29 protein-coding genes are annotated in these 21,578 nt (G+C 40.2%); all 29 read right to left on the minus strand.

Translation table 11 applies throughout. From position 1 onward, the window contains the following. Positions 1-3,049 (minus strand): hypothetical protein (locus H8R91_RS10785; RefSeq protein ID WP_186936179.1); only part of this gene is annotated, 3,049 nt, incomplete at its 3' end. A 9-nt stretch (positions 3,050-3,058) separates the two neighbouring features. Next, entirely contained in the window at positions 3,059-4,216 is a 1,158-nt protein-coding gene (locus tag H8R91_RS10790) for a hypothetical protein (protein WP_186936181.1), read from the minus strand. Next, positions 4,201-5,031 (minus strand): hypothetical protein, encoded by an 831-nt coding sequence (locus H8R91_RS10795; protein ID WP_186936182.1) that lies wholly within the window; start codon positions 5,029-5,031, stop codon positions 4,201-4,203. The genes H8R91_RS10790 and H8R91_RS10795 overlap by 16 nt, the downstream gene beginning before the upstream one ends. Further along, on the minus strand, positions 5,021-5,200 hold the full coding sequence (locus H8R91_RS10800) for a hypothetical protein (RefSeq protein WP_186936184.1): 180 nt from the start codon (positions 5,198-5,200) through the stop codon (positions 5,021-5,023). The genes H8R91_RS10795 and H8R91_RS10800 overlap by 11 nt, the downstream gene beginning before the upstream one ends. Continuing rightward, entirely contained in the window at positions 5,200-7,308 is a 2,109-nt protein-coding gene (locus tag H8R91_RS12465; protein ID WP_186936186.1) for a dockerin type I repeat-containing protein, read from the minus strand. Before H8R91_RS12465 ends, H8R91_RS10800 begins: the two co-directional genes overlap by 1 nt. 105 nt (positions 7,309-7,413) lie before the next feature. Beyond that, positions 7,414-7,794 (minus strand): hypothetical protein, encoded by a 381-nt coding sequence (locus H8R91_RS10810; RefSeq protein WP_186936187.1) that lies wholly within the window; start codon positions 7,792-7,794, stop codon positions 7,414-7,416. Between the two features lie 85 nt (positions 7,795-7,879). Next, entirely contained in the window at positions 7,880-8,335 is a 456-nt protein-coding gene (locus H8R91_RS10815; RefSeq protein ID WP_186936189.1) for a hypothetical protein, read from the minus strand. A gap of 12 nt (positions 8,336-8,347) precedes the next feature. Beyond that, positions 8,348-9,418, minus strand: coding sequence for a N4-gp56 family major capsid protein (locus H8R91_RS10820; protein ID WP_186936191.1), 1,071 nt, complete (start codon positions 9,416-9,418; stop codon positions 8,348-8,350). Positions 9,419-9,444: 26 nt separating this feature from the next. Further along, positions 9,445-10,476 (minus strand): hypothetical protein, encoded by a 1,032-nt coding sequence (locus H8R91_RS10825; RefSeq protein WP_186936193.1) that lies wholly within the window; start codon positions 10,474-10,476, stop codon positions 9,445-9,447. Positions 10,477-10,570: 94 nt separating this feature from the next. Continuing rightward, the gene (locus tag H8R91_RS10830) at positions 10,571-10,927 is read right to left on the minus strand and encodes a ribosomal-processing cysteine protease Prp (protein ID WP_186936195.1); all 357 of its coding nucleotides are present in this window, start codon (positions 10,925-10,927) and stop codon (positions 10,571-10,573) included. Next, positions 10,924-12,831: a portal protein gene (locus tag H8R91_RS10835; protein ID WP_186936197.1), complete on the minus strand. Its 1,908-nt coding sequence runs from the start codon at positions 12,829-12,831 to the stop codon at positions 10,924-10,926. Before H8R91_RS10835 ends, H8R91_RS10830 begins: the two co-directional genes overlap by 4 nt. 17 nt (positions 12,832-12,848) lie before the next feature. Further along, a complete protein-coding gene (locus H8R91_RS10840) occupies positions 12,849-14,267 on the minus strand; it encodes a terminase large subunit domain-containing protein (RefSeq protein WP_186936199.1) in 1,419 nt (472 codons plus the stop codon). Continuing rightward, positions 14,260-14,841: a hypothetical protein gene (locus tag H8R91_RS10845; protein WP_186936201.1), complete on the minus strand. Its 582-nt coding sequence runs from the start codon at positions 14,839-14,841 to the stop codon at positions 14,260-14,262. Before H8R91_RS10845 ends, H8R91_RS10840 begins: the two co-directional genes overlap by 8 nt. 253 nt (positions 14,842-15,094) lie before the next feature. Continuing rightward, positions 15,095-15,310, minus strand: a complete 216-nt coding sequence (locus H8R91_RS10850; protein ID WP_186936202.1) for a hypothetical protein — start codon at positions 15,308-15,310, stop codon at positions 15,095-15,097. Positions 15,311-15,355: 45 nt separating this feature from the next. Then, positions 15,356-16,084, minus strand: a complete 729-nt coding sequence (locus tag H8R91_RS10855) for a rolling circle replication-associated protein (protein ID WP_186936204.1) — start codon at positions 16,082-16,084, stop codon at positions 15,356-15,358. Positions 16,085-16,180: 96 nt separating this feature from the next. Next, the gene (locus H8R91_RS10860) at positions 16,181-16,555 is read right to left on the minus strand and encodes a hypothetical protein (RefSeq protein WP_186936206.1); all 375 of its coding nucleotides are present in this window, start codon (positions 16,553-16,555) and stop codon (positions 16,181-16,183) included. Between the two features lie 3 nt (positions 16,556-16,558). Continuing rightward, the gene (locus H8R91_RS10865; protein WP_186936208.1) at positions 16,559-16,990 is read right to left on the minus strand and encodes a hypothetical protein; all 432 of its coding nucleotides are present in this window, start codon (positions 16,988-16,990) and stop codon (positions 16,559-16,561) included. After that, positions 16,977-17,357, minus strand: a complete 381-nt coding sequence (locus H8R91_RS10870) for a VRR-NUC domain-containing protein (protein ID WP_186936209.1) — start codon at positions 17,355-17,357, stop codon at positions 16,977-16,979. Before H8R91_RS10870 ends, H8R91_RS10865 begins: the two co-directional genes overlap by 14 nt. Beyond that, on the minus strand, positions 17,354-17,533 hold the full coding sequence (locus H8R91_RS10875) for a hypothetical protein (protein WP_186936211.1): 180 nt from the start codon (positions 17,531-17,533) through the stop codon (positions 17,354-17,356). The genes H8R91_RS10870 and H8R91_RS10875 overlap by 4 nt, the downstream gene beginning before the upstream one ends. After that, a complete protein-coding gene (locus H8R91_RS10880) occupies positions 17,533-17,832 on the minus strand; it encodes a nucleoside triphosphate pyrophosphohydrolase family protein (RefSeq protein WP_186936213.1) in 300 nt (99 codons plus the stop codon). The genes H8R91_RS10875 and H8R91_RS10880 overlap by 1 nt, the downstream gene beginning before the upstream one ends. Beyond that, the gene (locus H8R91_RS10885) at positions 17,829-18,284 is read right to left on the minus strand and encodes a methyltransferase (RefSeq protein ID WP_366477527.1); all 456 of its coding nucleotides are present in this window, start codon (positions 18,282-18,284) and stop codon (positions 17,829-17,831) included. The genes H8R91_RS10880 and H8R91_RS10885 overlap by 4 nt, the downstream gene beginning before the upstream one ends. 136 nt (positions 18,285-18,420) lie before the next feature. Then, complete coding sequence (locus H8R91_RS10890) at positions 18,421-19,578, minus strand: hypothetical protein (RefSeq protein WP_186936217.1); 1,158 nt, start codon at positions 19,576-19,578, stop codon at positions 18,421-18,423. Beyond that, entirely contained in the window at positions 19,556-19,738 is a 183-nt protein-coding gene (locus H8R91_RS10895; protein ID WP_186936219.1) for a hypothetical protein, read from the minus strand. The genes H8R91_RS10890 and H8R91_RS10895 overlap by 23 nt, the downstream gene beginning before the upstream one ends. Positions 19,739-19,883: 145 nt before the next feature. Beyond that, positions 19,884-20,228, minus strand: a complete 345-nt coding sequence (locus H8R91_RS10900; protein WP_186936221.1) for a sporulation initiation factor Spo0A C-terminal domain-containing protein — start codon at positions 20,226-20,228, stop codon at positions 19,884-19,886. A gap of 96 nt (positions 20,229-20,324) precedes the next feature. Next, positions 20,325-20,567, minus strand: a complete 243-nt coding sequence (locus H8R91_RS10905; RefSeq protein WP_186936222.1) for a hypothetical protein — start codon at positions 20,565-20,567, stop codon at positions 20,325-20,327. Further along, entirely contained in the window at positions 20,536-20,733 is a 198-nt protein-coding gene (locus tag H8R91_RS10910; protein WP_186936224.1) for a hypothetical protein, read from the minus strand. The genes H8R91_RS10905 and H8R91_RS10910 overlap by 32 nt, the downstream gene beginning before the upstream one ends. 11 nt (positions 20,734-20,744) lie before the next feature. After that, a complete protein-coding gene (locus H8R91_RS10915) occupies positions 20,745-20,966 on the minus strand; it encodes a hypothetical protein (protein WP_186936226.1) in 222 nt (73 codons plus the stop codon). Further along, a complete protein-coding gene (locus H8R91_RS10920) occupies positions 20,966-21,286 on the minus strand; it encodes a hypothetical protein (protein ID WP_186936228.1) in 321 nt (106 codons plus the stop codon). The genes H8R91_RS10915 and H8R91_RS10920 overlap by 1 nt, the downstream gene beginning before the upstream one ends. Before the next feature lie 22 nt (positions 21,287-21,308). Beyond that, on the minus strand, positions 21,309-21,560 hold the full coding sequence (locus tag H8R91_RS10925) for a hypothetical protein (RefSeq protein ID WP_186936230.1): 252 nt from the start codon (positions 21,558-21,560) through the stop codon (positions 21,309-21,311). Between the last annotated feature and the right edge of the window lie 18 nt (positions 21,561-21,578).

Genomic DNA, 21,578 nt, shown 5'->3' on the forward strand with positions numbered 1-21,578 from the left:
TGTATATTTTACCGTTTCTAAAATCAATTCTTCCGTTTTCGTCCATATCGGCAGTGAGTATAATCTCCTTGCCTGTCATTTCACTTAATTTTTCAAGTGCAAGTCTTGTACCCTCATCAAGGTTTACCGTTTCCTCGGCACTCTTCTCAACATACACATTAGCCTTTACATTTGAACTTCTGTCTATTCTCGCAAGTTTTTCTTCATTGTTGAAGAATAAATCAGAATCTTTATTGCCCGCCTCAACCGCAAGCATTGCTCTCTGCGGACCGATTGCGTCAATATATTTCCCGTAATATTTCATTGCGGCTACTCTGTTATAACGGGCTCCCATTTTTCCCGCTTCGTATAACTGTGTAAATGTATCTATATAATTATTAATATCGCTTTCTTTGCCTTTAAAATTAACATAATCGCCGTATTCCTGCACAAGCGTGCCCGCACCGTTTGTATCAAAGTTTTTCGCAGCATTCATAAGACTTTGATATTCCGGAAGATTAAAAGTCAAACTGTCTGCATTATATACCCTGCCGTCATCAGCAATAACACGCACCTTATTATCCGCTTCTCCGTAATATCTCGCACTGCTTTCAAATCCTACAATAACAACACTCTTGCCTTTATTGTCTGTTGCCGTAATGCCGTTTTTATGACTGTTGCCAAAGTTATATTTTATATGTTCTGTAATCTCTTCCTTGCTTATAGTGTTGATATTCTCTTCATTTGCGGTAACTCCGTCATTTTTTACATCAGTGTTTTCACTAATCGTATTTTTTAAACTTTCAGCACCGATAAGTTTCATAAGGTTGCCAACATCAACGCTGTTTACCTTGTAGTTCTTGTTGCCGCTCATCTTCTTCTCAATCGACTTAGCAATATTCTCAGCTTTTTCGTTACTACTGTTTTTTGCCTGTTCCAAAAGCAGATTAATGTCAAAGTTCTCACCTGACATAACCTCTTTGCCAATCTCTTCCGCACTCTTTTTCATATCAATATTGGTGTTTATTTTGCCTTTGGCATAACTTATGCCGCTTACCGAACCGCCGAGTACACCGCCGCTTACAGCACCGCCTGCTGCATCAAGTAACACCTGTTTTCCAAAACTTCCTGCGCATTTTGCTGTTGCTTCCTCTTTTGTGTAACCCTCATCAATGTACCCCTGGTATTCAAGTGCTATAGATGACATATTACCGTTAATAATACAGTCTGTCATAGTATTAACAATAGTGGTTAATCCCTCCTCGCTTGCTTCCGTAAACATCTGCTTTCCTGCATTTTTTAAAACACTTTTCAAGCTGTCGGGACTTACCGCTTCAAATGCTTTTAAATTTTCAATACTGAATTTTTCAAAAAACGCCTCCGCAATACCTGCCGCAACACCGGTCATAAGTGCATTAGAGGCTTTACCTGTATTTTCATATGCGTCTTTTGCCGCTGCTGTTCCTGCCTCTGTCGAAAGCAAAACCATTTGCAGACCTGTACCGACACCGGGTACAAGATTGAGCGGTAAGGTTGCAGCAAAGTCAGCAAGGCTCATACCTGTTTGATATAAAAATGACGCAACCTTGCCGGCAGTTTCATTCCCGATATCCGCACCTATTTTGTCAGATACCGTGCTTCTTACAGTATTAACCCTTGCCGCTGCGGTATCATATGTATTAATCCATTGATACTCTCCTGTTACTTCTTCTGCAATACCGGCACCAATATACTTAAATGCGTCACCTACAGAGCCAACGGCATTATCAAGTACACTCCACGCACTCGCACCTACAGGATTGTTCATTGCGTCCTGTTGAATTTTCTGCAAGTTTTCAATAGATGCCTGCTCCTGCATAGCTCTGTCATAATAAGTGTATAATTCTTTCGGATCATATCCCTCGTTTGCAAGATTGTTAAAGTTCTCAACAATTCTTTGTTCCTGCTCAGGAGTGTATTTATTTCCGCTTTTTAAATCAATTCTCACAGCCTCATCATTATCAGACTTTCTCTGTTCAGAATTTTTCTGATAAGCATAATACTGCTGTACAATACTCCTTACCCTTGCGTCACCCTCAATAATATCTTTTGTCTTTTCTTCATACTCTTTTTTTCTTAATTTACTTTCGTATTTGCTTATTTCATTTAGTTTAGAAATAATACTGTCTTCGACCTTTGCATCACTTTTTGATGCAGTAGTGCCATTACTCTCGTTTTCCTTATATATATTATATAAATAAGCATGTTCAGCTTTTGCTTTTTCAATCTCTTTCTTGTAATCCTCACTTGTTGCAAACTCATCCGCCTGACTTTCAAGCCATTGTCTTTCTTCTTCACTTACATAAGGCGCATGCTTCATATATCCTTCATATGTCTTTGGAGTGTCTTTATATTTTTCCTCGTAATACTTTTCTTTTCCTTTGCTTTCGGCAATTCTTTCGGAATCTTGAGCTTCATTCATTCGTTTTTCAATTTTATCGGCACTGTTTTGTAGGTCTGATTGTTTTTGTTGAGCATATTTGCTTGCACTTACATATTGGTAATATACAGACTCATTTTTTACTTTTTCACCCAAAATTTTATAATAATTATAATCCGCCTTTGCTTTTGCGGCCTCTCTCTTGTAATCATCCGCTGTCGCATACTGTGCAGCTTGTTCTTCAAGCCAACGCTTTTCATCATCACCTACATATGCAGCATGATTCATATACCCCTCATAAGTTTTTGGAGTATCCTTATACTTCTGTGTATAATATTCGTTTCGTTCCGACTGCTTGTTTATGCTTTTAATTTGATTTTCAACAATATTGTTACGAACAGTAAACAGTTTCTCTGCACCGGGTAAATATGCAGGTGCATTCTTTTCAAGAGTGTAATGTTTTACTCCGTTGGAATCTTTCGTTCCATTTGGCACAATACTTAAATTACTGTCTTCGTTCTGTACATGATTAAGATTTGTACTGAAAAAATTATTTCTCTGCTTCGCAGGACTTTGATATTTACCTGTCACTATATCTCTAAGCTTTTGATTAAGTCTTTCACTCTCTGTCTTATCAATATTACTAATCATTTTTTCCTCCTATATGTTAATTCCCAATTTGGCAGCAATATACGCTACATCATCTTTAGATATATGGCCCTTATCAAAACCAATCTCAAGCTGCTTTTTCGTGAACGCCTCGTTTGCATACGATACATTTCCGTTTTTATCTTCTTTCTTCAAATAAGCATTAATAAAACTTTCTGCAATACCGTTATTGTACTTTTCATCATCTGATGTAACGCCAATCTTATTGTACAAATAATCTCTTTCGTCGCTGTTAATTCTTCCTGCCTCAAGTGCTCCGTCAATATACGCCTTTGAGTATGTCACATAGTTGTTAATGCCTTTCTCGTCATATTTGTCCCCGTCTTCCTTAAAGTCATTCTCCGTAACACCCATAGCAGCAAATACCGCCTCGGCATTTCTCGTTTTTCCCTTGTTCTCATCAGCCTTTTGCATTTCACTCACTCTCGCAAGCCAGTTGTTGTATGCATCCTGCGACTTGTTGTACTGTATTTTCCTGTCGTTTTCCTCCTCAGCTTGCGCTATCTGCGCTTTGCTGTCTGCACTCTGTGTGTTGTAAATGTATCTGCTGTTTTCAGCGTTTCTCTCGTCCTCAATTCTGTTCTGTTCAGCATTCAGCTTAGTTTCATATATATTGTTGTTAAGCTCGTTAAGCTGTAAGTTGCTCTGTCTGTCTGCAACATATCTGTTATATAAAGTATTAAGCTGATTTTTGTAGTCTTGTGTCAAATCTCTGTTTCTGCTGTATTCGGTACTGTCAAGCTGAGAATATATATTGCCTGCATTAGCAAGCCTGTTCTGTTCAGCGTTATAGTCAAGTTGCGCCATCTGCTTGTAAGTCGGCACTGCGTCGCTCACATTCTCCATCTGCTTATTGGCAACCTCACCCGCCACTATATCCGCATAGCTCGGTTCATAACCGTTTGCAAGCTGTGCAGCTGTTTGTCTGCTTAACTGTGCGCCCGTTTGCGTGTTGTCTTTGTACTGTTCAACATATTTTTGGTAGTCCTTGTCATTGCTCGTATTATAGTCAAATCCTCTGTTGCTAAGCCAGCTGTTAATAGCTGTATCAATCTTATCACCGTAAGAACCACTGTATGTTCCGCTTTCCGTCGCCGCCTTTGCTGCATTGTCCTCAGCCACATCCAAATACTTCATATCTTTTCCCATATGTTATTCTCCCAATCATTCTGCAATTTACCGTTCAAATAATTATAATAAGCGTCATTCTGCCTTTTTGAACTGTCAATACTCGCCTGCGTATCAGCAGAAACATTATTGTGCTCATACTGCTGCTCTGCAAGGTTTCGTATATTACTCAAATTGCTTGTCGCTGCCGACATCTGAGCCTGCCACCTCGCAAGCTCATTTTGGAAGTTACTCATATCAAGGCCCTTGCTTGTGCTGTACTTATTTTCGTAATAGGTCATAAAATCGTAGTCATCCTGCACCTTATCCCTGTATCTTTGATACTGTGCATTATCAAAGCCTTGCAATGTACTTATCTTATTAAGCGTATCCTCCTGCTGACTGCTCCAATTCTGATATGCATTATTTTTCAGAGTCGGTATCTTATTTTGCAGTTCGTCCATAAAGTTGTTATACTCTTTCTGTCCTGCTGCTTGCGCATACGAATTTGTATAACCGCCCGTATTTGCAGAGTAAGCCCCTTGCACATTTTCTTGTTGCGTCGCTCCTTCACGCTTGTATTTGTCGTTATACTGCTGATATTCCGAACTGTCATTTGCATTAAATTTAAATTCATTGTTCATATATTTGTCCGCAAGACTATTCAAAGTATCACTGTAATTACTCTTATATCCGCCGTCTATTCTGTTTTTGTACGAATTAGCATAATTATCTGCTTGCGCTCTTGCCTGCTTTGTTGGCGTGCTTTCCGCAAATGTGGGCGCATTGTTTGCAACATTGTTGTATGCTCTTGTAGCGTCATTCACGCTGTTTGCGTCATAAATGTTATATGCCACTCTCATCGTCCCCTTTCGTGCTTATATTCTTCAAAAAGTCCTCGCTCATATTATCCGTATCAAGACTGTACAGCACTCCCGTAAGCGCCTCGTAAAGGTCTGCAATGTAATTCCTCAGCACACCCGGATCATTGCTCGCAGGCGGAGGGTCAATTCTAAGTACTGCCATTATCTCACCGCACTTCCTTTCTGATATGTAATGTTAATGCCGTATATCTCACAATACCCCACACCTTCGATTTTAAGTCTTAAAAATTCAGCTCTCCTAAGCGGCACAGGTATCACCCTCGGCTTTTTCTCATCGTAATATATCCTATACAGCTCGCTCCATTCGCCGCTTTCGCTAAACCTCGCAAGCACTCTTACCTTCGTGTCCTTTTCAGGCTTAATCCCTATTGCAACCTTGCTTATAAACTTCGTGTCAAAGTCGCTGTCATACATATCTCCGGTTTCGCAGAACCACTCAAAACTGTTTTCAATTTCAAGTTTCTGCTTAGTCAAATATGTCTGCAACAGTGTTACATCTCTTGCGTCAATACTGTTGTCATCATTAACATCAGCTGTTTCAATCTGACTTTGATTTAGTTCTTTCTCAGCTGCTATATAATCTTTAAGTAACTGCAAATCATCAGCAGTTACCACACCGTCATCATCAATATCGCCGTATATTCTGCCTGTACCGTCTTCAAACTCTTTTCCGCACTTTTTTGTATCGTAATACATAATGTTGTCAAGCAAGCTGTTTTCGCTCTCAACACACACAATATAGTTATTCTCATCATTCACATAGTACATCGTATCATTATATGTCGCTGTACAAAGCATCCTTGTATCGTCTTCCTTGTGCCATAAACCTTTCTGCACATCAAAGCAAAACATCTCGTTTCCACCTTTAATGTTTTCAAGACTTACATAATATTTGCTCTTGTGCTTTCCTGCCACAGCGTTTCTGTACTTTTCGTTTCCAAACGCACTTTCCGAAATCAACACAGCCGTACCGCCTGAGTATTGCGCAATTCCGTTTTTCGTTTTATACAGCAGATAATCTCCCATATTCACTACGCTTTGCCTGCTGCCTTTCTCAACTCCGCTAACCCTGTATGTTGTAAGAGTAAAATTAGATGGCTTTGTGCCATATATTTTCAGTGCGTAATTCTCCTTAAAGAAAATAACAGAACTGTTCATCTTTGCAATTCCTGTAAATTCACCCTCAACCCCCACAGTCAGCGCAAAGCTGTCCGTTGCTATGCCGTCACTGTACGCATACCAGTTTTCACAGTCACCGAGCTTGCAGGCATATATCTCATTACTCTTACTTGAACATCCCCACAGTCTGTTGTCAATTTCCATTATCATGCCGGTTTCCAAATCAGGCATAATTCTCTCAAGATTAATTATTCCGCAGTATGGTACACTTGAATCAATACTTGCCTTAATCACAATATAATCGTTAGCCACATCATACAATTTAAAAAATTTGTTATTCAGCGTATCAACATAGCTTGTACCAATGTCCCATTCTGCTTCGCCTACATTGTGCTCTATACCGGATATTTTTACAAAATCGCCGACTTTAAGTCCTGCCCCGATTTTATCAGCACTTATTTTCAAGTAATAGCTTGCAATTTCTGTAAAATGTTTCAACTTGTTATTATAATACTGCGTATTTGTTTCTTCACTTGTGCACATCCATAATTTACTCGGCACACTTTTACATTCCTCAATCGTATCGCCTACTTCAATTTTGCTTATAAACTCTGCATAGTTTGCTCTGCCTTCCTTTCCTTTTTGCTCACTGCTGTCCGCAAAATTAATGTAAGCCGCAATCGACATCACCTTTTTTCTTGGCTTAACGCTTGTGTTAAGCGCAATTTTGTCAATCGAACAATAAAAGCCGTTATACTCGCTGTCCTGCGCAGCCTTGCATTGTATTCCATTATTATGCACTTCAATATCCGTTACAGCGCCGCTGCTAAGGTTTACATACTTTTTATCAGGAAAAATCAATACATTGTTGCCGTATTGGACAAGTTGATGTTCTATTTTTGTATCATACTCATTAATCTCAATAAGTCTGCCGTTGTTGCACAAATAGCCTCTGCTGTCAAGGTAAATAAGTCCGTCATTAGCGCATATCACATTACTTACAATCCTTGCACTTTCTCTCGCAGTAACTCTTGCCCTATTCTTTCTCGGCGAAAGAATAGGAAAATTGTCACCGCTCATATTCTTCATATCCTTAAATTCCGTATACAAAGTAGTGCTTGATGTAGACACTCTCGAAAATCCTGTATTGCTTGTCCTGTTTAAACCTTTAAATACAGTTATCTCACTTGTCGCTCTCCTTATATTGTTAAGCTCCGGCAACATTCCTTTCACCCCTTACATATAATATCTGTTATACCTTGTCTGCCTGTGCGTTCTGTACCAATAGCTTGTAAAGTCATTTAGCAGGTCTTTATACACTATACTGTCATTCACATATCTTTCGCTGTCCTCGTACTCAAGGTCAATCATACTTGCACAAAACGCCTCGTATATTCCGTCATAAGGCGCAGGCACAAGCAGCTCTTTTCCTCTGTCCGTCTGCAAATCATACTTTCCGTACTCTCTTGCAATCTCATTTCCGCCCTCTCTGTTTGCTGCAACATTCAAAACAATGTACATCTCAACCTTATTTATATCTGCAATAATCTGCTCATCACTCACCGCATAATCTCTCTTGAGCCTTTTCACATTGTCAATTACCTGTTCAATAGTCATCAATATCACCCCATACGCAAAACGGACGATAGCCACCGCCACCGTCCGTTTCAGATTATTAGAGATTTCCAAATGGAACTTGTTGTTAAATTCTTTCCTCGGCAATAGCGTCCTCTGCTTCCTTTGCTCTTTTGCTCTGAATGCCGAGTGCAATCGCCTGCTGCTCTTTAGCGTTGTCGATAATTTCCTTTGCCTTTTTTGGAATAGTCACCGTCTGACCCTTTGGAATAATCGACTGCACGCCGTTAATGTTAAGCTCAAGGTTCTTGTTGCTCTTTAGTGAACCCATATCAATATGTGCCTCCACAAGCTCCTCTGCCTCTTCATTTGCCTTTTTCACAAGCTGTAAAAGTCTTTTTTCCTCGGTTTTTTCCCTGTCATCGGCTTCAAGTTTTTCAGCGTCCCTCTGTGTCTGCTTAGTAAGCAGAGCAATCGTTGCTTTCATTTCCTCCTGCTGAGCAAGAATACTGTCAAGCTGTGACTTGTCAATCTCAATCTTCTCACCCTCGGCAGTAACCTTTTCCGCTGCTTTAGTTGCCATCACTCTCACTCCTTACGCTGTAATTTTTGTTGTGCTGAGCTTGCTCGCACTCTCAATTCGCACCATACAGGTCTGTGCAATAATACCGATACCGTGTGTACACTTCCAACCCTGTGTTGCTCTTTGGTCGAGTGGGTCGGTAGCGCCGCCGGAGCCGAGAGGTTTAATTATTGTTTTCATACCCTCGCCCTCAATCTCAAGCACCTCGTACGCCTCTTTACCGAGCAAGAGTGTGCTGTAAACATCAATGCCCTCAGCACCTGCTTTCTTGAACACACAAGACATATTCGACTTCACAAAACGAATGTTGCCAATCATACCGATTTCGCCTTTAAAAATTCTCTCAGTTGCCGAGTATTTTGTAACCTCGATAAAGTCTTTAGAACGCATAAGGTCATACTTTACATTCGGGTGAATAATCGCTACAAAACTGTCGCCAATCGGCTCGGCATTCTGCATTTCAAGGTAGTTTAATCCTCTGTAAAGCACATCAACCGTAAGGGTAGACAGCTTAGTAACACCCTTTCGTGTGGTTACCTCGGTTTCTGTACCGTCACTTGCAACCGCAGGTGCATAAATAACCGATGTACCTGTGTTAAGTGCCGCTGCGTCAATCTCCTCAAGTGTTCGTCCGCTCTGACTTGCAAGCTCTTCTGCGTCATGCACAAGAATATCATCACGGCTCGCAAACTGTGCAAAATCGGTCACAGGAGTGTACGCACCGTACTGGTTTACCGGAATTTCAATGTAATAGAAATTCATCTGATTACCCGGAGGTGTAACACCCTCGGTAAGCGGTGTAGTTGCAGTCGGGTACGGTGTAAGACCTCTGATGTTTACAATACCGCCGTTATGTTTTGGGAATGTTTCCCTCTTGCCAAACTGAGCGTGCACCAGCTTTTCCTGATGGTTTTTCAGAAACACTCTGTTGTAAAACACCGCCTTTTCCGGTGTAAAATCATTGCCGCTTGTTTCCTCAGTGTTACCGTATGCGTTCACCACATAGCCGTTTGAGCGGTTCACACCACCTGCGTCTACCGTAACATCAAAGAGATTTAATTTAATTTCAATAAACTTTTTCATATCCGTTCCTTTCCCGAAACGGCGTCTTATCTCGGAATATGTGCCGTTCCGTTCTTAATGTTCTCTACGAGCGTATCAAATTCACTGTCGCTCATATCTTTTACACTCTTCGCCACAGCTCTTGAACTTCTCTGATTAACATTCTCGCTTATTCTGTTAGCATTAGCCTGCATATGCTTAGTAGCAGCACTCATCGCAGCCTTTGCGCTTCTGTTCACCATTTGCTGCCTCAGTTCATCAGCGTGCGCCATCTCATATGCGAATGTTGTGTCAAACACTTCATCATTTTTGCCTGTGGACTTATTTTTCTCCGTATTTCTCTTAGCAATAAAATCAAGCGCAGCCGTAAATGCAGGATTATTCATCTCTTCCTGCAAATTAAAATCAGGGTAAGTTTCTCTTGTTTTCAGCGCCATGTTTTGCAGTCTTGTATCAAGCTCTGCCATCGCCTTTTCCTGTCTTAATCTGTTAAGCTCTTCCTTGGTTTCATTTACTTCTTTGTCACTGAAATACTTATCCTGCAGTTCTTCGGCAGTCATACCGCTGCCAAGTGCTTTTTCGCTAAAGTAGCTCGAATCACCCTTTACAGCCTCAAGTAAAGCATTAGTATCGTTGCTGTCAATATTATATTTGTTCGCAATAATACTCAAAATCTCATTGTCGGTACTTACTTGATTTTTAAGCGTGTCAATCTGATTTTTTGCTTTAGAAAATCTCTCAGAAAATGAAGTGTTCATCTTCTTGCCAAACTGGTCTTTGTACTTGCCTTTAATTAGGCTTTCAAATTCCTCGTCAAGATTTTCCGCCTGCTGTCTTTCTGTACTTTCAGCCGCAGGTTCTTCCCCTTCCTTGTAGCCGTAAGCATTCTGATAGCTCTCAAGCAAATCATCACTAAGCCCGAGCCTCTGCGCTTTAGCTTTGGTTTCCTGCTTTATTTCAGTTTCCTGTGTGCCTGTGGTCGCACCGCTGCCATCACCTGCCCCTTCTCCGTTTCCGTCTGCTGTTCCTGCACCTTCACCGTCAAAAAGGTTAATAATGACCTTCGTATATTTTTCCATAAGTTTCTCCATTCTCTCGTCTTTCCGAGGTGTCCTACCGTCTTTCCGGCGTGCCGGGCGATAAGCTCCACTCACTCTCACCATTATATTTTAATTATAATATTTCGCTGTTTTTAAAAACAACCCCACCGTTTTTAATTTCAATCTCGTCACGATAGTTTTCCTCAAACATCTCAAGGCCTGTCATAATCGCCTCAATCTTCTGTCTTAACTTAAGCTCAAATACCATTCTTTCGCATACGCATTTAATTTTCACATCGCCGTACTCGTATACAATCTCAAGCTCTTCAAGTCTTGCCTCTGTGTCTTTAACAATCTGCACAAGCGTGCTCACAAGTGCACTTACACTCACGCACACATCGTGCGTACAGTGACCCTTGCATTCAAATTCAAAAACTGCTGTGCTCGGCTGCTCAAAATCAAACTCTATCTGCGTCTTTATCTCTGTCATACCGCTACACCTCCATTCATAACCGCATTATTCCGAGCCTGCATAGGATTTTGATTTACTGCCTCTTTGTTTGCAAGCATTTCACTCATCATCTGATTTTTGTTGTATAGCTCCTGAACCGTCTGCTCAAGCGTCTGATTTTTCTTTATCATTTCCTCTACTTTTGTCTTCCCCTCAAAGCTCATACCCTCAAGAGCAATCAGCGCAGAATCTGCATTCTGCGGATTAAAAAATCCGAGCTTGTAAAGGTTCATCATCATTTCATTGCTTGCAGCCGTTGCAAACGGGCTCGCTTTCTGCGCTTTTACTTTAATGTCAAAAATCGGCATACGGTCAAATATCTGTCCGCTTTCATCTGTCTGCTGTTTCATAAGCTGCGAGTTGTCAAAATCAATGTACTCTGTCTTGTTGTCCTCTCCCGTAATTCTGTAAAATCTCGGTAGAGTGTAAAACTGCCTCATCAGCTCAATAATGCAGCTGCAAATTTCTGTAAATATATGATAACCGCTCTTATTAATATCCCTGCTTATCTTTCCGCCTGCCTCTTGCAGTGCCGCAATAGCCGAACCCGATGTCACACCCGCACTGCCGGCACCGTTGCTTGCGTCATTAGTACCGGTTGTTTCTTTGATTTCATTTATCAGTGCATTGTACATATTCAGCGCACCTGCCGCAATGTCCTTAGTTTCAAACGGCTTTGTTGCGTTCTCAACACTCTGTGCCTCAATAAAATCCTTGCTCAAATCGTTAAGGTCAGCAATATTAAGTCCTGCATTTGAATTAATAATGCTCCTCGTCTGAGAATTTACCTTTATGTTCTTTAGAATATCCCTTTTAAGCTCGTCAAGATTGCTCTGACAGCTCCTGCAAATGTCAACAAATGAAAATCCTGCCGGAGTATCCCTCAGCTTAAACAAAGGATCAAGGAAAAACGGATAAAGCCCATGGTTATACAATCCGTTCGGGTACTTTTCAGGCTCGTTCTCCGTAGCCTCAAGTACCTTTTCCCCGCAAAACTTCACAAAGTGCAGTACGCCGTTTTTCTTGTAGTACCAGTCTATAACCGCTGCTTTACCGTTTTCCTTATTGCTGTTGTCATATGTCCTGTAATTCTCAAGTCCCATTGTACTTGAGCTTACATCTTCAAGCTGTGGATACATCTCCTTGACTTCCTCAAGGTCATAAAGCCGCACATAAAACACATTTCTGCTGTCCTGTATATCCTCAATAAACGGCTCCCAAAAAAGGCTCAGAATATCCGCCTTGCATATTTCTACATTGCCAACGCCATTATCTTTTTTTCCGTTCCATACTACCGCATACGCACCTGTACCGCCGACAAGTTTGTCAGTATTCACATCACTGTAAACTTGTAAAAAGCCGTTGCGCTCAAGTACACACGGCATTACACTGTTCAGTATCTTAGCCGTTTCCTCGTCATCTCTCGCTCTCGGCAAGAAAACAGGTTCGGGAAAATTGTCCATCAGGTCTGCATGTTTGTTCATAATCACATTAAGCGTCTGACCTCCCAGGCGTTTCGGAATCAGTTCATTTCTTATACTGCCGTCCTCACTTTTGTACTTCTTCGGTTTATCGTTATCTGTGTAAAGCAAATTGTATGTATCAAAATTGTTCTTGTACCGCACATCATAGCTCTTCTTACTCGCTATGTAGTCATTAAGTACACTTCTCGCCTTTGCAATCTCTTCGCTGCCAATCGCCTTTGTACTGCCCTGAGCCGCTGCTTCATCGGTTTCATAGTCTGCACCGCCATTTGCCACTGCATTAATGTCCCTACTTTTTACTACCGCATTAAAACTTTTCTTTGGGTGCACACCCTCCGCCTCAGCCGAGTATGTGCGTATCGGCATAATAACGCCGTTCTCATCTCTCTTTACTTCCATTTTCTCCTCCTTATTTCCTAAAAAATATTACTTCTGTCAAGCGGATCAAACTCCGGCACCTGCTCAAGTGCGTTCCTGCGTGGATTAATAACATTCATCATCATCGCATATCTCGCCTCATCATATTGGTGGTCCTCTCCGTCCGTATCAATATCCTCAACATATTTTTCAGAGTACACAAGGTTCGGTATAGTGCGTATAAACTCCCTGCAGCTCTTGAAAATGTAGTACATCGCCACTCCGTCATTATCAAACGCCAGGCGATAATGAAACTGCATTAATCCTGCTATACGCTCATTGTCCCCACGCTCCCAGTAAACGCCGTATTTAGCCATACTTGCCGCAATGCTTGCACCGCTGCCATTATCCGCAAAAATTGCAGGGTCAGCAACACCCATTATTTTCCTACCCTTAAGATTTTCATCGTTCTGCTCAATCTCTCTTATCTCCTGCGCCAGCTTGTCAAAATTCTTTTTAAGTCCTGTATTAGGGCTGTTTTTCGCACAGCCGTAGTATTCTCGTATGCGGTAATACCGACCGTCATTGTCCACAGCGTGCCACCCGACCGAAAACGGCCTTGTATATCCCCAGTCAAAACTGCGTATAATCTTCCAACCCCACGGAATTTTAAAGTCATTAATCACATGCGTAAATCGTCTGTCATTGTAATGCTGCGGATCGTCCGTAAACTCAGTAAACACCTGTCCTTCAAAGCTATCCCAACTGCCGTAAAGGAGTGCGTTCCTTTCCGCCTCGGGGCGGTCTGCAAGCCTCTTGAGGTACATCGGGTCATTTTCAAGCAATTTCTTATTATCAAATACGCTTGACGGTACAAACGCCTTCGATTGCCAATAGCTTTTCAGCGTACCGTCAGGCTGTTTTACCGCTAACTTTTTCCAAATCGTAGTAAACGGCTTTCCGGCAGTAACAAATTCTTTCTTAACCCAACCGTGCCCCACACCTCCGGGGTTGCCTGTTGCCCGTACATACACCCTTGTGCCCGGGCCGCTTGCTCTGTTTCGTGATTTCAAATAGCTGTACTCTTCAAAAGTAAATTGTGTCAACTCGTCAAAGCCGATAAAATCATACTGCAATCCCTGGTATTTAAACTTATCCTGCGTGCGGAAAAGCGACCCGAATTGTACCTTAGCACCACTCGGAAATGTAAATGTGTGCTTCGTGTCATTAAATTTAACATCTGCACAAAGCTGTGTGTAATAATATCTTGCACGCTCAATCAACTGCTCAAGTTCTGGCACTGTCTTTCTCAAAATAAGTCCTCTGTAATTGCCCACATTCACCTGCCGCACTGCCTCAATCACAAGATAGTCCGATTTTCCACCTCCTGCCGCACCTCCGTAAAAGCCCTCATCCTCGCCTCGGCTCAGCATAAGCCGCTGCTTAGGTTGCGGCGTCCAAATTTTGTTTTTAATCATTCAAAATATCCTCCTCGGGTGGAGTGAGCAGCTGCATTTCGGGCAGCTCAATAATATTGATTTCCTTGTTGCTCTCCTCTTGCTCCGTACCTGCAAGCACCTGCTTAATGTTAAGCAAACTCTTCGATATTTCCGCTATACTTTTTGTGTCCACAAGCCCCTTGTAGATTTCTATATCCGTTTCCCTTGCGGTTTCCTCAATTTCTTCTGCCTGCCCTTTATCGTTAATGCCCTCTGTCTTTGTCTTTTTCGTTCTCACAGTTACTTTTTCACGCCTGTCAACCTCATCGATAGCTCTGTTAATCTTTGCAATCAGCTTGCTTGCAGCAGAACATACACGCTCAATGTCGCTTACGGTCTTTCGCACATTCTTGTCATTGAGTTTTTTCGCCACCTTGTCCGCTGCTTTCTTGTGCTGCTTGCGCTTTTCTGCTGCCCATTTTTCTTTTACACTCTTTTTCTGCACAGCAGAAGCGCTCACGCAGTATTTTTTCGCAATATTTGCAAGACTTATTTCGCCCGTTACATATTCAGCTTTGATTTTTTTCCAATCAATTCTCTTTTGATCACTCATCTGCACCACTTTCTTTTTTGCTTTTTGCTCAAATTTAACTACATCTACTTAAATTTTAAAGCAATCTGCGACCAAATCAACCCCACCGCCCTGCTATCCTCTTATCACACGCAACCATTCAAATCCGTCGCACACATATTTCATAAATTTATCATTCTAATAGCGTAGCTATTAATTTTCAACTTAAAACCAACAAAATCAAGCGTAATTTTAAACATTAATTTAAGCGTGCGAAATAAATCACACGCTTTTCTCATTCTTTGTATCTTTCTTCATTCATTTTTGCAATGCAGCACCCACGCCAGCATTTGCAGTTGCAGAAATTAACTTCATATTCTTGCCGCTGCTTTTTCGTTTCAAATTCAAGTGTGAGCTTAACAACTTCCTCACAAAACCCCTCACATTTTATTCTCATATCCCCACTTTTGCAAAAAAATGGGCAAATCGCTTTCGTACTCTTGTCCACCATTTCGTTCACCCCCCTGCACCAATAAGCCGTCCGCAGACAGCTTGTTTATGAAATATCAAATTTTTCGTACGCAAGAGGCAAAAAAGCAAAGTACCAGCTTGCACCTGTTATATCGTTGTAATTATAATTATCATCATCCTTAAGCAAAAAGTATCCGTCAGGAATTTTTATCATTTCACCACGCTCAAGTTTCTTAATCTCCCTGCGCCCTGCCTCTTTTACAGTAACATCAGGCTTTTTAAGACATCTCGCTGTCCTTATCCTCTTTTCTCCGGCCACATCTTTGGTGATGTACTCTGCAAGTTTTTCATAATATCCGCTCTGATACAGTGCAGTAAAGTTTATTCCGTCATACTCCCAATATTTCTCTACAAACTCAAGAGCCTCACGCTCAACAATAATGTGCATATGCCAGTTCTTTCCCAGCTTTCCACACTCCGTAAACGATATGTACTTAAACTTTTTTCCAATTTTGCGAAAAGCGTCACGCATTTTTCTTTTCCATTTGCTTGCAATCTTTTCAAATTTATCTTCCGTAAGCTCCGCCCTTGGCACGCTCAGCCTTACAAAATAGTCACCGCTTGTAAAATTGCAAAGTATAAGCCTCTGCATATTTTTGATTGCTCGCATTCTGTTAGCTCTTTTTTGCTTTTCGGGTGTAAGACTTTGATTTATTTTTCTGCCCCCGTAATTTTTCCCGATTTTGCGAAAGGATCTGTAATATTCAATTTCAGTGAGCGGACCACTTTTTATAGTTCTTTTGTATGTAAACATTATATTATATATCCTTTCTCAAAGTTCGTCACTTAAATAATTGCTTTAGCAGGAAAGTCAAGCGGCTCAATGGCCGCTTTTTTTTTTCGTTACATCTCAATTTTCGCTCTGTTTTATCTCACCATATGCGTCCTTATACGTTTTCAGCTGTCCGCTCAGGTATATGTTCTGTTCAATCGCCTTGCACAAGTTCACTTCATTGCTGCTGTATGTATCATTAAGATTCTTAAGATTTCCATACACAAGGTTCAATTTTTCTCTGTACTTTCTGCAAGCCTTTACAGCTTTTTCTTTTTCATCTGCGAGCTTTTGTGCCTCTTCCGACATTTCATCCATCAACTTGTCCCTGTGAGTAATGCAGCTTTTCAAGTTTTCTATCTCTTCCTTTGTTTCCCTTTTATCAATTCTGTGAATTCCATAAAAGATAAAAGAATAAGCCGCAAATAGTGCAATTACAATAACCCCGTACATTCTCTAACCCACCTTTCTGTAAACGCACTTAATCGCCTTAATCTGATTATCAGTAAGATTAACAATGTCCTCTCTTGAAACGCCTACAAACATCACCGTTCCCTTGTAAACCTCGCCTGTATCCTTGTTCTCAAGATTATCCTTGCCGCTGCCCGAATAAATCATCTTAATTCTGCCTTTAAGCAAGTCCTTGTTTTTGAGTTTCTCACTCCTCAAAAAGTTCTCAATCTCAACCCTGTCAATCATCTCAACCATACCTCTAATCTCGTCCTTGTAGCCGAGCGGCTCTGCGTACTTGAAAACCAGTACCTTTTCCTCTGCCATCGTTTTTATTCCGTCCTTTCTTCCTGTATATTTTTCGTAGCAGTTACACACAACACCTCTGCTCCTCGCTGAGCAGCGTGTAAAATGCCTGCAATTCTCACAGCTTTTCATCTTCACTGTCCGCCTTTAGCTTTATGTACTTAAGCAGTACAGCCGAGGCCTCCTCCCAGCCATAGCAAACAAGCGCCAAATTGCCCTGCTCTCTCAGTCTCTTTATCCATTTTCGCTGCTTTTCAGTCGCTTTGTTGTTGCCCACCTTGAGTTCAATGTAAAGTGCGTGATATTTCCCCCTCGATACAGGCAGGCACAAATCAGGCACACCGGCTCTCACACCTTGCCTTTTAAGGTTAAACGCCTCTTTCTGATTTCTCTTGCCACCATTTGGTACATGATACAGCAAGTCAAGCTGCGGATAAGTATTTCTCGCATACGCAACCCAGTTGAATAGCTTAATCTGCTCATACGCTTCATTTGTCATTCAAGCACCTCCAAATCACCAAGATAATCAGCCACAATTCCGTACGCTATCACCATTCCTTCGCTTATGTAATAATGTTTGTCCTTTCTGCTTTTGCTGTCATTATATCCGCTCATCTTCTCCTGTTCACTTTCTATGAGTTCGGATATTTCAGCTTTTAATTCGTCAAGAGTCATTAATTTCCACTCTCCAATCTTCTTTCAAGCCGCTCAATCTTTTTATGTTTCCATGCACTCACTTCTTTATCGCATTGAAACATCATCTTGCATTGCTCAAGCATAATTTCAACATCTGCTATTTCTTCAAAAATATTATCAACAGATTCAAGTGATATTTTTTCTTTAGTATAATTTAATCTTATAAGGCTTTTACACAAAGCCTGCGACAATTCAGACAACTCTTCGACCGTCTTTATCAACTGATTTTCCACACCGTATGTATTGATTGCTTTATACATAGTCTCTTTTGATGTCATTCTTCTGCCTCACTTTCAGTACCATTTTTCATAAAAAGTAGCCAATGTGTTTTATTCAATTTTCCACTTTTATGTCCCAAAAGTGGAGGTATTGGTGATAATTTAATTATCTCGTTAGTTTTAACATCCGTTTCATTCCATTTAAAAACCAAAATTCCATATGGTTTCAAAATTCTGAAACATTCCCTAAACCCTTGAGATAAATCATCTTTATATGTATGTTGGTTAAGTTTACCGTACTTTTTTGCCAACCAAGACTTATCCCCTACTTTGATTAGATGAGGTGGGTCAAATACTACTAAATTAAACGTATCATCTTTAAAAGGGATATTCCTGAAATCGGCCACAACATCAGGTTTGACTTCAAACGCTCTACCGTCACAAAGAGTATCAGTAAATTTACGGTTATCCATGAAGACTACATCTGGGTTATGTTTATCAAAGTAAAACATACGGCCTCCACAACAAACATCTATGCAATGATGTACCTTCATTCTTCTGCCTCACTCTCAAGCCAATGTTTTATGCAAGCGGTGCAATCATCATCAAAACAGCTTCTGCGAGTTTGACCTCTAAATAATATTTCTCTCATCTATATTCTCCTTTTTGATTTAATATCGCATATTTTCTCTGTGCTTGCTTTAATCTTGCTTCTCTGCAATTCTGACAATAAAGGTGTTCTCCGTGCTCAATAAAATCTTTGCCACATCTTTTGCAAAATTGCGGTTTTAATCTTACAAATGATATACATTCGTCACAGCCGTTTTCTTTTGCTTTACATCCTCTGTACTTGTCCCAGTTTTGGCACATATCTTTTTGAAAATATACATTAAACTTTTTTATTTCGTCTAAATCAGCACTCAAGCACGCTATAAATCTTGACATCAACTCTTTAACTTCTGACTTTTCTTCTGCACTAAGTAAGTTTTTATGTTTTAACTGTTTAGAAGCAGCGTTATCCCCGGAATTACCGTCACCGATAATTGCTCTTACTTTATCAAGTCTTTCTGTTAGATATGTATTGTATACTCTGCCTCTGATTGCTTTAACAGACTTAGATATTTTTTCTGATATAAGTTCATAACTGTATCCGTTCTTAATCATTTCGCCAAGCATCATATATTCGCTTTCGGTCCATTTGATATGATTATCCGCCTTAACCGGTCGCTCTTTGATACCAAGGTCGCATATTCTTCTTTGTATAGCTCCTTCAGTTCTTTTAAGTTTCAGAGACAGTTCTTTGTAACTGTATTTATATTTACTAAGCAATCGCATAAGTTCTTTATCTTCAAACTCACTCCAAGGAGTTCTTTTAAACTGATATGATTTTTTTATATCTTTGCGCCTTTTTTCATCAACCCACTTTGGTTCTTTACCTAAACTGTTCCTCTGAAAGCTGCTGAAATCAAGAAAATTCATATTTTCATATGCCCACTTCCAAAACTCATCTATAAGAATCATATTAAAAGTTTGTTTTCCACGCTTTACTTTGTGTGTTTTCAATCCTCTGTTTTTAAGCCAGGATACATTTTTATATGAATCTGAGTTTATTCCTAAAGCAACAAACAATTGATGTTTTGTAATGTAAATACTATTATCAAGAAAAGCTCCCAGCTTAAGTCTATTAACTTTTTGAATTACAGAACTTTTGCTTCTTTCAAGTTTTGTACAAATTCTTTCAACACTTGAATTGCCCCACATTTCGCACAAACTGTTGACATCATCATCTGTCCATTTTCTTCTCATTTTTCTTAACTCTCTTTTCACTCACAACATCTGATATAATCTTTCCTGCACGCACTAAAGCTGTGTATTCGCCGTAGCTGTAATATGTGTTATGTATTTTGTTATACTTAGCAATCTCAAGACATACCAAATCAAGATGATCAAGTTTTTTCCGTTTCATATCATTTCTCCTTAAATACCAAAAGAGCAGCCGCACCTGCTCTGCAGTAACATTATGCAAGTCAGTATTATATTTTAGGAAGAATAATCAACGAAAGTTGTACTTTCTGATATATAGTAAAGCCGTGCGGAGCTTACTAACTTAATTAAAAGCCTTCATTCATCAAAAGCTTTTCTACGCACAACGATAAGAATTTGCTTACCGTTATGCCGTCTTGCAGCTTACAATTAAGCACTTTTTCCCAGTGTTCAAGATTTTGAGAAGATGTATAGTTGATTGCATGTCTTATTGATCTCTCAACTCGTGAACCCGTCGAAGCAACTTCATTTGCAACATCTTCATACAATTTGCAAAAACTTATATCTTCGCAAGCATTTGTAAGTTCATACAACTTACAAATAGCTATGGTCGAATAGTTGTATCCGTTTAAATTTGGAGTAATTCCGAGTGTAAGCAACAATTTCTTTGCTCTCTTAATAGTTTTTTCCATTTTGATTTCACCTCTTGATTTTTATAAAACTTATTGCTATAATAAATATGTAGATTTGGCAATAAGCCTTACTTGAGCGTTGATCACTGCCCTGTGTCAACGCTCCTTTTTTATGTTTCCACCTCTTGCAACAATCAAATGCTGCCTTTTGCCCATATTTGTATCAACTGTTTCAACAAGTTCTACAGATACCATTAGCTTACCTTTCTGACTTCTGCGGTATATAACTGCATTAATCTTGTCAAAACGCTTTTCAATTACATTTGGCAATTTTAAAATAACCGGCTCTTCTTTTATAAAAGCCTCTTTAATCTCCGCTGCTGTCATTGCTGCTGTCATTGCTTTCCTCCGCAGGCTCAAATACATCCGCTGTCACATACTTAAAACATCCGTCATAAATCAAAAATCTTATGTCATATCCTTGTTTGTTTTGAGCTCTAAAGCGACATACATCATATACTTCAAAGACTTCTGATATATCTTCTTTACATCTGACTTTAAACATATGTACTCCTGTTAAGTTCTTATTGCGTACTTACAGCACTTAATAAACTTCTTGCAGTTCTTAACAACACGCTTAAATCCGACTGCCTTGTTGCAAAGTTTGTGGTTGTCGAGGCTCTCTTTAGTTTCAGCTACATAGTTTAGTATGTCTTCGAGCCTTTCGGCTGTCACTGTATCAAGCCCCTGCAATGTCATTACCTCGCCGTCTTTGATATTAATAAGTATATTTTCCATTACTCAACCACCATCCCGCAAAGTTCCATTAGGTCCACGCTTACCTCAAACTCAACAAATTCTTTATCGACCTTCACCGATAACCTACAGCACATCTCGTCCTCATAGTCAGGGTAACATCTCCTGTACAGTGTAGCCGTTATAAACTCATCATCGTTCTTGTATCTAAGCACTGCTTTGTCATTACGCAATTCAAACTTGCAGTCCTCTGCACTTTTTGCCATAGCAAAGTAATCCTCATTGTCTTTTTCGTATTCACTGCCTGCATATGTCTTTACAAGCTTATACATACTCTCTTTTGTAATAATTGCAATTCTCATAATTAATAATCTCCTTAATTGTTTATTCGTCGCATACCTTTCGTGATTTAAAAAGGTCCGCCATCGGTATGCCGAACTTTTTAGCAAACCTGCTCAACTCCTCAACCGTAAACTTACCCGGGTCCTCAAGCCTTGTGCGATATGTCCCCTCCGAGCAGTGAGCCACAAGTGCCTGCCCTTTTCGGTCAATCTCTCTTATTTCCGATTCATACTGAATGTTTGCAATAAGCAGCCTTTTCATTTTGTCCTCCGGCTTTTTAAGTGGTCTTGGCATTCTCTCCGCCTCCTTATT

The sequence above is a fragment of the Ruminococcus intestinalis genome, from assembly GCF_014288065.1.
Classification (GTDB): domain Bacteria; phylum Bacillota; class Clostridia; order Oscillospirales; family Acutalibacteraceae; genus Ruminococcoides; species Ruminococcoides intestinale_A.